The organism is Bradyrhizobium sp. CIR18, from assembly GCF_014198295.1.
Taxonomy (GTDB): domain Bacteria; phylum Pseudomonadota; class Alphaproteobacteria; order Rhizobiales; family Xanthobacteraceae; genus Bradyrhizobium.
In genome coordinates, this window is sequence record NZ_JACIHF010000012.1 from 116411 (window position 1) to 129839 (window position 13429).

Below are 13429 nucleotides of genomic sequence, written 5' to 3' on the forward strand. Positions count from 1 at the left end.
TCGGGGTGAATTGGTCGATGTTGGTATTGTACGATCGTTGGGGGCGCGGAGCAGAGCTTGATGTTGCGGCACGACTTATTAGCGGCGACACTTATCGGCTCGGCGAGCTTAAGAAGACTTTGGCGTCACCTAGGAGGCAGGCGGTCGCAAACGTCGATGATCCGAAAATTGTGCGAGCGGAAGCAATTGTCTCGCTGTATTTAGCTGAATTGAAAAGCGGTAGCAGTGAGGAGGCGCTGCCCGCGGCAGAGCGAGCGGTCAGAGCTTCTCTGATGCAGAATCCGCATGATTCATTCCTATGGCTCAGCCTGTATCTGCTCCGGAATGCCAGTGGCGGGTTTGCGACTGAGGATGCAGCCCTTCTTCATGAGTCCTACAGCACGGGGCCACGAGAGGGATGGATCGCGATATCAAGAAACCGTCGAGCACTGGCGATTTTACCGTTGCTTGATGATGGCAATCAGCAACAGGCCATTTCGGAATTCGCGGCGCTTGTTAAGGCGAGATTATTTGAAGTAGCTCAAGCAAGCATGGTCGGAGCGGCGTGGGTGCACCGCGAACGTCTTCTCGCTGCGCTGGAACGAGTTGACTTGCCAACTCGTGAAATGTTCGCAAGGGCGTTGTGGGACCGGGGTATCGCTGTCCAAGTCCCGGGGGTATCGGTTCCGGATCAACCTTGGCGTCGTAATTAAATGTGCATCATCCCTCCAATACTGGCTCGGAGTTGTCTGGCGCTAGCCTTTCTTAGTGTTGCTATGCTTTCGTTTGAAGGGAAGATAGTAGCTCATGCCCAGCTCGGAAGCCTCCGCTCACAGGTACAAGAGCCCTCTGAGGCCCTGGGGTCGGTCCCTGTCAGAGACGCGCTCGGTCGCCCTTGCCTGGAGGCAGTTGGTCTTTCCCGATCGCATACCATAAATCGGGATTTGATCGATCACCTAGTCAGACTAGAGAATAAGTGCCCTCGAATCTTGAAGCTCAAAGTTTGTTATTTTACCGATGATCATTGTAAGGCTCTCGAATTGGGGTCTTACAAAACCGAGGAAATATTTCTTGGAATGATGACGAAAGTCTCGCGATTCAAATTCTTCATTTTTCAGAGGTGAATCGCGTGAGTGTTTTGGCTGATTTTGCGCCCATGCATGAGGAGTGGTCATGAGAAAGGAGATGCTGGCCAACAATATCGCCAGCGCCGGCAGCATCTTCTGGCGAATAGTCGGTCAGCTGATTTTGCCGCCTGCCCTATTGGTTTGGTGGGGCAGTGACCGTTACGGCGAGTGGCTCTTTATCACGTCGCTGCCAACACTACTTGCGGTCGCCGATCTCGGATTCGCCGATGCGGCAGCATCGCAGATGACGATGGAAATCGCCAAGGGAAGGCGATTCGAGGCTACACGGATATTTCAAACCATACTGGCCATGACGCTGTTGGTCTGCGTGAGTCTCATTGTGGCCGCGACGCCGGTGCTCTATCTCGATCATGCAGAGATTGGCCGCGTTCAACTCAATGCAGATGCGCTCGCGGCCCTATATTTGGTCGTCTATTATTCCGCTCTGCTCATACTCTCGCGTCTATTCCTCGCTTGCTTGAGGGCAGGCCAACACTATGCCGAATCCACCCTCGTCTACGATGCTATTCAATTTTTGGAAGGCGCCGCCATTTTGTGGGCCGCCTACATGGGCAAAAGCTTCTTTGTTTGCGCGCTTCTTTATACGTGCATTCGCGTTGTGAATATTGCGTACCTAGTTCTACTGATCTCGCGGCGGATGAATTGGTTGCCTTGGGGCTTCGGAGCGTTCGATTGGAGTGCGTTCCGCATGTTGTTTGCGCCGGCCCTCGCAGCAATGGCTATGCCAATTGCGCTTGCTTTAAACTTTCAAGGTATGATCTGGATCGCAGGCGCTACCATTGGCCCCGCTGCCGCCGCGATCCTCGCGACGGTGCGCACGGCCAGTCGGGTGGTGATTCAACTTGTTGGGATATTTAGTCGTGCCGCTATGCCGATCTATTCCGCCAGCGTCGCCGTGAACAACCAGCGCTCCCGCGACGTGATTGATGGGATCATGCGGCTTCTGCTGCTCTTTCTGCTGCTTCCGGGCTGTGCACTGTTTGGATTGTTCGGACCTCAACTGGTGAGGCTCTGGACACATGGGCATCTCGATCCGCCCTCAGTCTTCGTGTGGTTGATCGCCGTCGGTGCACTGTTTCATGGCTGCTGGGCGTTTTCGGCCAATCTCTTGGTTTCGATCAACAAGCATGTCAAGTTTGGCTTCGCTTTAGTCGTGATTACTTGCGTCGTTACGCCGATCGCCTGGCCGGCGGCCAAAGTCTTCGGCCTCGACGGGATTGCTGCAAGTTTGATTGGGCTTGAGCTCGGTACGCTGACGGCATTCCTCGTGCTGAACGATCGGACTAGTCGCGTACGCTATCAACTCTGGCCGCTGGTTCGATCGTGATAGTGTCGTCTGATAAGATCGATTTGACGGAGCTCTCGCCGGACGTTGTTATCGTGGGCGGCGGAGCGGTCGGCCTTCTGGCTGCCGTTTATCTGGCGTCCCGGAATGTAAGGGTTCTGATCCTGGAGGCCGGGCCGGAGCAGCTGCATCAGGACTCCCAGATGATCTTCCAAGCGGCTATGTCCAAGGGGCGCAAGCATGCTGGCCTGCACCAAGGACGTTTCCGGGCCCTCGGAGGGACGACCAACTTCTGGGGCGGGCAGCTGGTCCGCTTCGACCGAACTGTGTTCGCGGAGCGAAGTTGGCTGAACGACACGGGTTGGCCCATCAGTCTGGAAGACATCGAGCCATTCTACGCCGAATGTGAAAATCTGCTTGGCCTGCCTCAAGCGCTCAGCGACGATCGAATTGTGATTAAGAAGCTACAAACGCCCGCAGACTACCGCGATGACGATCTCGAATATTTCTACACGCGCTGGCTGACTGAGAAAAACCTCCGCTTCCGTTTCGGCCGCTTTCTCGAAAGCAATGCTAACATCACAGTGGCCACGAATGCCCCTGTCACGAGCCTGCGAATCACTGCGAGCGGTGAAATCGCATCTGTGACAGTCGGTTTCGGTCCTGCGGCCGTCGATGTTACCGCCCGCCTCCTCGTCCTCGCCAACGGAACGGTCGAGATGATCCGCCTGCTACAGCATGACACGACGGATGGCCATGCCCCGCCCTGGGCCGCCAATCCGTGGCTGGGTCGGGGATTCATGGACCATTTAGAGGGGACGATCGCTAGCGTCACGCCCCTCGACAAGAGCCTGTTCAGGAGCCTGTTCGACAACGTCTTCCTGCAAGGCATGAAGCTTCAGCCGCGTCTGAAGTTGTCCGCGGCGCGCCAGATCGAGGACGAGCTTCTTGGCGCAGCAATCCACGTCAAGTTCGAGACGCAGGAGCATGTGCAAAATGCAAAGATATTCTTGGCCAGCCTGCTCAAGGGGCGTTTGTCCGATCCGCGGAAAATTACCTCGGAGGTCTGGGCCGCGGCACGTCTTGGTTTTCCCATGGCATGGCATTATCTCATGAACCAGCGGATCTGGTCGCCGATGAACGGCAGCATCCAACTTCGGCTCATGCTAGAGCATGAGCCATTGCCGAGCAGCAGGATCACGCTCTCCGACGCCAGCGACAAATATGGAATGCGAATCCCCGAGCTTAGCTGGGCGGTGTCCGGCGAGAAAGAGATTAGGACCATCCAGGCGGCTGCAGCGCTTGCGAAGACATATTTCGAAAGTCGTGGGATCGCAATGGTCGCTGTTCCGGAGCAGATCAACGCTGGTGGGACAGAGCTGCTGGCCTCCTTTGTGGATACGTACCATCACATGGGCGGAGCTCGGATGGGCATCTCAGAATCAGATGGCGTAGTTGATTCGATGTGCCGTGTGTTCGGCTGCAACAACCTCTATGTCATGGGCGCCGCGGTATTTCCAGCTTCGGGCTTTGCCAATCCCACGTTCACCGCAATGGCGCTAGCGCTGCGGACGGCCGAGACGATCACGCGGCGGGTGCAGCGATGGCTTTAACAGGCGTTAGGACAGAACGAGCTGCGGAGCGGATAGGCTTTGGTTGTTCGCATATCACCGGGGGGGTCGAGGCCCGGGCCAATCTGCGCCTAGTGCGTCTGGCTTATGATCTCGGGGTGCGACACTTCGATACGGCCCCGATGTATGGGCACGGTACCTCAGAGGAAGTGCTGGCAGCCGCCTTCCGGGGCGAGCGCCACAATATTTCCATTGCAACCAAGGTTGGTATTCCCCACGGCGAGCTGAGCTCCAGAAGGCAACTCCTCCGCTTGGTCGCGACCCCGTTGCGCCGATGGACGCCGAGATTATCAAACCTTGCAGCGAAGCGGATCTATTCCGCGCCCGTCCAAACGAATTTCTCCCTGTCATTTATTGATCGATCGATCGAAAAATCGCTGACGAAACTAAAAACCGACTACATTGATCTCCTGCTGCTGCATGAGGTGCGACCGCAGGATGTCTCGGATGAACTGTTAGACAAGCTTCAGAAGCTCGTCCACCAGGGAAAGGTACGGCGGCTGGGAATCGGGACGAGTGTCGAAAGCATGAAGCAGATCAAGGCTGCCGGCCTGGACGTCGAAGTGTATCAACGGCCCTGGTCGGTCCGTGTGGCAGATGAGGACCTGTTCGCTGATCGCTACCAGATCTTCCATGGAAGTATCCTGGGCGCGATGGAAGTCGTTCATGAGAAGCTCCGGACCGACGCCCGCTCCAAGCAGCGTTTGCAAGATCTGTGCCGCATCGAGATTGGTTCTCCAGACGACATCGCCAAGGTTTTGCTCTTGGCGGCAATTGCGGCCAATCCCCGCGGCCTCGTTCTCTTCAGTTCGCGCGCGCGGAGAAGGGTTGCGTCGTATCTGCAATTTGCGCAAAGCGTTGACATCCAAGCAGGGGCCGAGGTGTTGGGTACGCTCCGGAACCGCCTTGGCGTGCAGGAGACCATGCCGTTGCGCAGTGCGACTTCCCATTGACGGTCACAGCAGAAGCGGACGATGATTGGAAACGTAGACATAAGGCAGAAACCTCCCGATCCCGTCTATGTCTACGCCGCGCGGGACCCCATCCATTATTCTGGGTCGCCATACTACTTCATGCAAAATCTGCGCGAGGTGGTCGGGGATCGTGACGGCTCGATCATCCGGCCGATTCCGCTTAAGAGGATCACAGAGATCCCACTTACCTACCTGCGCTGGGGAGTGAAGACTGGAACTTTCGAGAAGTCGGCGTTCTTCTTTTCGAAGGACTATCACGAGGCGAGCGTTCGAAACGTCCCCATCAGCATCCCAAGCGGCACAAGCATTATCAGCTTTACCAGCCTGATGGCGCCTTCTTTATGGCGCGCCATCGATGCGGCAGACCATTGCCGCCTCTACGTCTATCGAGACGCCACGTATCTCCAACTACTGGAGCAATTCAAATACGCAAGAACGCTGACGCCCAAGGCGAGGGAAGAGCTCATCGAGAGTGAAACCAGATTGTATGCACGGGCACGTCGCGTGTTCGTCTATGATCAGGTGATCCGCGGCACTCTGATTGAGCGATACGGGGTCGACGAAAAGAAGATCTACGTGACGGGTCGCGGGCTGAACATGTCTAGGGCCGATTTCGAACTCGCCAGCGAGATACGGGGTAAACGTCCCGTCCAGCCCGATGGGCCCATCGTCTTTTCGATCATAGGCCGGGACGCAGTACGAAAGGGGGTCTTGCAGATCATTGAGGCGATGGATGCTCTGTCCGGTGCCGAACAAGAGCGGATCAAGCTCCGCGTTGTTGGCCCTGATCGGGGGATGATACCTAACCGCAGCTATATCGATTCGCTCGGGTTTGTCTCGAATAAGCGCCGGCTGCTGGAGATTATCGCGACTTCCGACGTTGGCGTGCTGATGTCGTCGGCGGAGGGCGGCGTTCCCGGGAGTCTCCGGGAATTTACCTGTCTCGGTATTCCCTGCTGGGTCGCGTGGCTGCCTCAGTACGATGGAGGGCTCGACCAGCAACTGATCTTTAAGGAAAGGTTTCCGCTTGTCCCGCCCGATATGACCCAGACCCTGCGAAAGATACTATCGCAAACCAAAACCGATCTTTCGAACAAGGGAAGGCCAAGTTTCGGTTATATCGGATGGCTGGACCAGGCTGCCGCAGTTCATAGGTGGATGCAGTTTGATCGATGATTGCGACAATGTCGACTAACCTCACTGGTCAACCTTAAGTTTGGATTCGACGAAGTTTTTGTCGCGCGGGGCGCTTGAACCCTTCATTCCCTTTCGCGAAGCGCCCAGCTTGGGTTTCTTCTTATTCCGGCACGAAGGCTCGGACTCGGTGTATGTAAAGCTTGTACGGAATTTGTAATTTTCGAGTGTCGGCATTCATTATAATATAGAAGTGCTGCCGTCTGGCGATCTCCGGCACCGACGCGCCTGACGCGACATACTGAATTTTGCCGTCATACCAGAAAGTAATTTTGAGATGCTCGGGGTCAAATCCAGCTCCGAAACGGTGTGCCTGGGTGCGATCAATTTTTTCGTTGCGCAAGTTGGGGTTGCTTCGCAATCGTTGATAGTTCGGCCAGGTGCCGGACCAGGATATCGCAGTGGCCATCGGACCCGGGCTGAAACCTCCTTCCTCTACGTCAATTTCAAGCCAGCGTTCAAAGCCGCGTTCATCAGGAGGATAACTGTCTTCTTGCCGTTGATTGTGCTCAATCGGCATCAGCCATAAAGCCGGAAAATGATCTTCGTGATCGTCTGAAAGAGAGGCTTCGAATTCGACAAAAAAGCCTCGATTGCCCGGAAGCAAGGGCAGCGAACCCGGCCCCCTCATTGTCTTAGGTATGCTCGTTACCGCACCGCCCAAAGTGATGGCCAGCGAACCGTTTGGACCCTCACCATAGAGTGAGGGGCTTGGGGTAGATCTAGTCCACCAATGACCATTGTATAACTTTGCCGCTGTTCCGTGGCCAGATAGTGAGATGTCGGCGAGAGTCGGACAAAAGTCGAACGCGACATTGGTGTACTTGAGTGCAACCGCTCCGATTGGAGGCGGCCGGTCATCGCATGCCTCCACCGAGTATGTTGATGACGTTAGAACAACAAAGCAAACCATTGAAATCAGCCGCAAGACCTAGATCCTTTGGTTGAGATTATCTTTTACTGCGTCTTTGTCGACCAGCATGCCGGATCGAACTGGGACTGCACGAATGCGGGCAAATTCGTTCGCGGGAGTTTCGTCATTTGTGGGCTTACCTCTTGTGGAGGCCTTGGACGCAATCACAAGCATCATTAATGAAAATGGGTTGCCGATTGCGATCAGATATCTATTGAAAATCGATTGAAACATCGCAAAGAGAATCGTGTAAAATGCAAAGCGGTGAAAAGCGCTCCCGTTCGCCTGTTTGCGGTAGCTTCGCAACAGAATTGTTAAGAGGCAAAACACGATTGCTGCAGTGAGAAAGATGCCCGACTCCACCATGAGATTGATGTACGAACTTTCCACGGGGAAGCCCATATTGCCGGCTGTCCTTAGGCCGCTTCCAATGAATATTTCCCAACTTCTGCTGGAGATATAATCGATCCCGCGAGCCCAAATTTCGACTCGTCCGGTCCCTCCCGATTGAAGACCGCGCTCCTTCGAATTGAGGTCGAACATTTCGACAGCATAGGCCGCGATGCTGTCCCAGTAGACGAAACTTAAGATAATCACCGCCGCGCCAAGAGTAACCAGATAAATAGCGGAACGGCGGCTCCTAAAAAACTCGGTCAGCACGTACACTGCGAGCGTAAGCGCGACAGCCAAGAGCCCGCCCCGAGCCGATGCGACGAGCATCACGGCACCGCATACGCCGACGATGATTGGTGTAAGTAATTGATTGTATCGCGGCTTCAGCACGCTGGAATTCGCGGCCATGACGATAAATCCGCCATAGACGAATCCAGCAAGATTTGGATGCATCCCGAAAGGAGCCTCCCGCAGCTCCCAACGCTTGAGCGCCCCCGGCATCAGCCCCGTAACCAACTTGTCGCTGAATACCACGATTACGATGCCCAGAATGGCGAGGGTCGAGATGCGGACGCACATGATAAATTCTTCGGCTGTAGCGCGCTGAGCGATGATCATGACGGACAGGTAGGTAGTTAGAAAGATCGTCGTGTGCATTAACGAGTAGCTGTCCTGGGAAAGGGTGAGCGCAATATACGACAGCGGCACTGAAGTCAGCATGATAGCATCAATCGGCGTGATCTCGATCGAGCGATACGGAGCCGTGACAAAGAACATGGCTCCCGAAAACACGAAAAGCATCACGCCAAGCGCCTGAAAAAAAATCGCGTTACTTTCGTCGTTCGAAAACATGAGCACAACGGACGAGGCGCAAAGCACGAGATGCCGGAGGGCGAACTGTGCCGGACCAGGCGCGCGTCGGCGCCATACGGCGGGAGCCGTCGAGCGCGGAAGCAACTGCTCTTGGCGGCCAGTCGGTGCTTCGATCGAGCCCTTGTCAGTCATGTTCTGCAACAAAGGATCTTGGCCGGGCTTTCCCATCGAAAACGTGATCGAATATATCTAGTAAATAATCGAGCCCAACACGATGGGTAAGATGCGTGTCGGCCCATTGAGCTCTGGCTTCTCTATACCTGACGTCTAGCAAGCCTTCATTGATTATGCGGTCGACGGCCTTGGCAACTTCAGCTCCGGCAAGCCTCCCTACGACCTGTCCGCGCTTGGAATCGGCCAAGCACATTGATGCGCCCACCTTATAGGAGCAAACGATTGCAGCACCGGCCATCAGCCCCTCGCTGATCACGGCCCCCCAACCGTCATCCATTGTGATCGATGGCAGGACAAGGATGTCCGTATTGACAAGCAAATAGGGTACCTCTTCCATCTTGATAGCGCCCAGATGGTGAAGGTTAGGATGACTGCGCCGAGCGTCCTCGACCCGCGAGGACCAAGATCCATACCCGGCAACATAGAAGTCTGCCTCGCTCTCGATTTTGTCCATGGAATCGAGAAACAAGTGTATGCCCTTCAGCTTCTCTAACCGGCCCAGGAATGAGACCACAGGTCGTTGCGTCTTCATGATCTTGAAGCTTGCCTCTGATGCCGCCCGGTTGCTCAGAAAATAGGCAAACGGAAAGATTCGGCTTTTTGGAAAACCGCTCATCTGAAACCAGCTGGGGCCATGGGCGCCGATGGCGAGTATGAAACTCGCATTGCGCCGTAATGCCGCCTCCGTTAGCCACGAGTGGCCTAGCCGGGCAAGACCGCCGAGCCCTTCGAAGACGCGCGGTTCGTGCAAAATCCCAAATCGACGTCGATGCCGGATGGCGGCCTGGATACCATTTACGATGCACGGTACCCAATGCATGCCAGAAAAGATGTGAACTGAGTTGGGCGGAGATCGTTCAATTATGGAATCTACTTGCGCAGCCGTCGGAGCGATTATGATCGGAAGCTGTTGCCCGACGTCTACCTGCCAGCCTTGCAGAGTGCGATGATGGTTCAGTTCTCCTTCGGCAATATAAGTCGCGCTGGCGATGCGCGGATGCCCAAGTAACGCTTGAAACAGAGGTAACTTGTGCGGTGATAATTCTGGCTCCCAAAGGTGCACATCGTATCTAGTCTGCATCTGCGGTATGTTCTTTGTTGTTGCCTGACCGGCGGCCTTAGTCTCGCTCATTGCTATCTGCATCTGCTCTGGTCCGCCAAAAAGTGTTCGGCGAACGTGGAGCAGCAGGGTTGCGGACGTATACCGTCCATGATGAAAGATCGTCGAAAGCTAAGCTTCGGGCTCCCAGCGCCGCTCCTTCCTGAAGCGTTACGCCGAGCTCGAGGAATGAATCCGCCGCGACCTTGAGAATTTGGGCTTCGCGAAACGTGCAAACGCCTTTCATCCATGTCGTGATTTCGAATGCAAAAATTCGGAATTTGACGACCGCAAAGGGGGGGACGACAGAACTCGTGACAGCGAACACTTATCGATGCCCTTTGAGTTCGGCCGGATAGCCCGCCACAATGGTCGCCGAATCGACCGACCGAAGCACCGTGCTCCGTGCTCCGACGATCGCGCCGGCGCCTATAGTTACTCCGGGGGCAATAAAACAATCGGCAGCAATCCAAGCCTCACATTCCACGATCACCGGCTTGGCGACGAGTGGAAAAGAGATGTCCTTGTGGTCGTGCGTCGCGGCACACACATACGAGCGCTGAGATACAACCGCATTGTCACCAATGGTTATTGGTCCCAGACTGTAGAGTTCTGCAGCGTCGCCGATCCAGCAATGATTACCCAATTTTACTTTCCAAGGGTATGTCACGCGCGCAGTGGGGCGCACGAGTACGCCCTTGCCTACCTCCGCTCCGAATAGGCGCAATAGCCATCTGCGCCAGCCATATGCAGGCTGAGGCGACCACGCAAACAGGGTCTGCTGGATTATTTGCCAGAGTAGGACGGTCAATCCTGAACGACCTCTGAACCCAGCTGGAGGTTTGGACTGCGATAGGTCTTGAAACCTCGGCCGTTCAGCTATCGGGATCATGCTCTCTTGCTCAATATGCCGTTGGACGAGTGAACGTCACAGCAATCGTTCGCAGCAGTATAACAAAGTCTAGCCCAACGCTCCAATTGTTGATGTACCACAGATCATACTCCACGCGCTTCTGCATCAGGTCGAGCGTGTGGGTTTCTCCGCGATAACCATTAACCTGGGCCCAGCCGCTGATGCCGGGCTTGACGTGGTGGCGGAAGGCGTAGTTTCCGATGATCTGCTCATATTCGGTGTTGTGTGCGGCCGCGTGCGGGCGGGGGCCGACCAGCGACATGTCGCCCTTGAGCACGTTGATGAGCTGCGGCAGCTCGTCGATCGAGGTCTTGCGCAGCCATTTGCCGATTCTCGTGACGCGCGGGTCGTTCTTCTGCGCCTGGACGATGGTCGGGCCGTCCTCTAGCACGCGCATGGTGCGGAATTTGAAGATCTTGAACGCGCGCCCGCCAAAGCCGTGGCGGGTCTGGCGGAAGAACACCGGGCCCTTCGAGGTCAGCTTGATCAGCACCGCGGTCACCAGCATCACCGGCGCGAACACGAAAAGGGCAAGGCTCGCGCCGAAGAGGTCCAGCGCGCGTTTGAGCGCGCGTTCGCCCAACGTCAGCGGGGCGCGGCGCAGCTCGGCGGTGAAGGTCCTGCCCGTGCCGACCAGCGGGTTGCGCAGGAAGCGCGCCGTGGTGGGGTCCGGCACCAGATGCACCGGGAGGGGGAGGATCTTCAGCACGTCCAAAATGCTGTCGATGGCATGCTGCCGGCTCCAGTTGATCAAGAGGAAGACATGCTCGATCCGGTGCTCGCGCGCGTAATTGATCAGCTCCTCGAAGCGCGGCGCGAGCGAGGAGAGCAGCAGGGGCGAAGCGAGCTCCTTGGCCGGGATCTCCAGCACCCGCATCAGGCGGTAACCGTGCTGGCCGAGGTCGTCGACCGCGTTGGACGAGGTGGCAAGGCCGAACTCGGCGATCATGATCGCGCGGCCGTTGGCGAAGGCGCCGGTACGCAAGGCATGCGCGGTCCAGTGCGCCGCCGCGGTCTTCCAGGCCAGCAGGGCGGCGAGGCCGACCAGATAGAACGAGATCGTGGTGCCGCGCGAGAACTCGTCGCTGACCTTCATCGTGAAGGCGATCGCCAGCAGCGCGCCGAACAGCCCGGTCCACGTCGTCAGCGTCATCCGGAACGTGCGGGCAAGGTTCGTGACGGTCTTGAGGCGATAGCCCTGCTGCACGATAGTCAGCAGGATGAAGTTGATCGCAACCAGCACGCTGGCCGCCGCATAGACATCCGCCTTGCCGAGCGTGCCCGCGGTCACGACGTGATAGCCGACCGCGCAGCCGAACCCGCTGAGCACTAGCACCACGGCATCCGCCACGGCCATCAGCCGCTCGACAACCACAGGTCGCAACCAGCTCAGCGCAAACCCCGCAGCTGTTTCGGCGACTGGCTCGACCACCCGAATTTCCGTCGTAGAATCAGCGACGGGCAGCGGCCGAGCGGAAAGAATTGTCATCCTGCCAAACCCATTGACTCAAAATTCATTACCCCGAACAAGCCGTGCTATCGGTCAAAATCGCTGTTAGAACAAGGCGAAGGAAAAATTAACCTTACCCCACAAGCTGCATTGTAGCCCATCTCGCCCCGAGTGATATGTTAAATTTCACAACCTGTTAGGAAGTCTTCGTTGCCTCGCAACCCGTCCCGGCGGCGGACCAGGCCGAGAGGGAAGCGGTACCTCGCCATTGGCCTTGCGGCCGTCGCTTTGGTGGGAATCGTGCTTCTTCTTCGTCCCGATGCGGCCCCCCGAGCTCCAACGGCTTCCAAGCCCGTCGCAATCAAGCTCCTCCTTGATGGGCGATATGGCGCGCGTTTTGCCGGCGAGCTCGCTGCATCCACGCAGGGATATTTCTCCTCCCGCATTGAGGTGGCGGCCCAGCCCGAAGACCCCGAGTTCGTCCAGACCGTTGCACGCCAACATGCCATCGGCGTGACGAGCGGCCAGAACTTCCTGCTGGCGAGCTGGCGCGGCATTCCCGTAACCGCCTTCGCTGCAAGCTTCCTCGATACCTCTGTCGCGATTTTCACGCTCGAAAGCTCGAGCCTGCGGCGGCCGGCTGATCTGGTCGGAAAACGGGTCGGATACCGCAGGGCGAGCGAGGGCGACGTTGTTTTCGACGCCATGATGGCGCAGCTCGGGCTTCCCCGCAGCCAGATCACCAAGGTGCCTGACCGCGACAGCTTCGAGGCTCTGCGAGCCGGAGAGGTGGATGCGATCATCGCCGCCATCGACGAGCAACCGGATCCCTCCAGTTCGACGTACACGAAGCTGAATGTCATCAAACCGCAAGACTACGGCATCCATGTTCCTGGCTTGGTCTACTTCGCGAGTAACGCTCTCGTCCATGAACAGCCATCCATGATTGCCGATGTCCTTCAGGGCCTCATTCGAGGATGGCAATTCACCTACGCGGACTATGCACGGAGCGTGCCCGTTCTGGCCGGCGCCGGACCGGCCAAGCCGAATTCAGAGCGGCTGAAATTCGGACTGCAGCAGCTGCGTCCGCTCGTGTTGCCGACAGGGGGGCGCATCGGCGATTACGACGAAAGCCGTTGGCGGACGCTTCGGGACATTCTCCTCTTCGCCAAGCTTGGCGAAGAGGACGTGCCGCTGGCCCAGACCGTCAACTATCAGTTCCTTCGAGATGTGTACCGACGTTCACCCGACCTTGCTGCCCCGGGCGCCTGGAGCGAGGAAAAATAGGACCAAGAAGCCACAGTTGCGCGCCATATCGCTACAAAGTCCCTCCCCAAGCTCCGGCGTCGGTTGCCTTTTTGGCCCTAGCCTTGGTAATCTAGGCTTTACTATTTAGGCTGGTT

At 56.8% G+C, this 13429-nt stretch carries 11 protein-coding genes; 6 read left to right on the plus strand and 5 right to left on the minus strand.

Features of this window, described 5'->3' with window-relative positions; translation table 11 throughout:
• Positions 1-17: 17 nt before the first annotated feature.
• From GGD65_RS29855 to GGD65_RS29875, 5 genes are all read left to right on the plus strand, one after another.
• On the plus strand, positions 18-692 hold the full coding sequence (locus GGD65_RS29855; RefSeq protein WP_183237556.1) for a hypothetical protein: 675 nt from the start codon (positions 18-20) through the stop codon (positions 690-692).
• Positions 693-1152: 460 nt separating this feature from the next.
• Positions 1153-2454, plus strand: a complete 1302-nt coding sequence (locus GGD65_RS29860; protein ID WP_183237557.1) for a lipopolysaccharide biosynthesis protein — start codon at positions 1153-1155, stop codon at positions 2452-2454.
• 2 nt (positions 2455-2456) lie between these two features.
• On the plus strand, positions 2457-4025 hold the full coding sequence (locus tag GGD65_RS29865; protein ID WP_183237558.1) for a GMC oxidoreductase: 1569 nt from the start codon (positions 2457-2459) through the stop codon (positions 4023-4025).
• On the plus strand, positions 4016-4996 hold the full coding sequence (locus GGD65_RS29870; RefSeq protein WP_183237559.1) for an aldo/keto reductase: 981 nt from the start codon (positions 4016-4018) through the stop codon (positions 4994-4996). Before GGD65_RS29865 ends, GGD65_RS29870 begins: the two co-directional genes overlap by 10 nt.
• 21 nt (positions 4997-5017) lie before the next feature.
• A complete protein-coding gene (locus tag GGD65_RS29875) occupies positions 5018-6193 on the plus strand; it encodes a hypothetical protein (protein WP_183237560.1) in 1176 nt (391 codons plus the stop codon).
• A gap of 121 nt (positions 6194-6314) precedes the next feature.
• Here GGD65_RS29875 and GGD65_RS29880 read toward each other — a convergent pair whose 3' ends face one another.
• The 5 genes from GGD65_RS29880 to GGD65_RS29900 form a co-directional block, all read right to left on the minus strand.
• Positions 6315-7139: a hypothetical protein gene (locus GGD65_RS29880; protein WP_183237561.1), complete on the minus strand. Its 825-nt coding sequence runs from the start codon at positions 7137-7139 to the stop codon at positions 6315-6317.
• Positions 7140-7142: 3 nt separating this feature from the next.
• The gene (locus GGD65_RS29885; RefSeq protein WP_183237562.1) at positions 7143-8522 is read right to left on the minus strand and encodes an O-antigen ligase; all 1380 of its coding nucleotides are present in this window, start codon (positions 8520-8522) and stop codon (positions 7143-7145) included.
• Positions 8515-9696, minus strand: a complete 1182-nt coding sequence (locus GGD65_RS29890) for a glycosyltransferase (protein ID WP_183237563.1) — start codon at positions 9694-9696, stop codon at positions 8515-8517. The genes GGD65_RS29885 and GGD65_RS29890 overlap by 8 nt, the downstream gene beginning before the upstream one ends.
• Before the next feature lie 295 nt (positions 9697-9991).
• Positions 9992-10555, minus strand: a complete 564-nt coding sequence (locus GGD65_RS29895) for a WcaF family extracellular polysaccharide biosynthesis acetyltransferase (protein WP_183237564.1) — start codon at positions 10553-10555, stop codon at positions 9992-9994.
• Between the two features lie 10 nt (positions 10556-10565).
• A complete protein-coding gene (locus GGD65_RS29900; RefSeq protein WP_312017740.1) occupies positions 10566-12008 on the minus strand; it encodes an undecaprenyl-phosphate glucose phosphotransferase in 1443 nt (480 codons plus the stop codon).
• A 318-nt stretch (positions 12009-12326) separates the two neighbouring features.
• Here GGD65_RS29900 and GGD65_RS29905 point away from each other — a divergent pair, with 318 nt between their 5' ends.
• On the plus strand, positions 12327-13313 hold the full coding sequence (locus GGD65_RS29905; RefSeq protein ID WP_312017741.1) for an ABC transporter substrate-binding protein: 987 nt from the start codon (positions 12327-12329) through the stop codon (positions 13311-13313).
• Positions 13314-13429 lie beyond the last annotated feature (116 nt).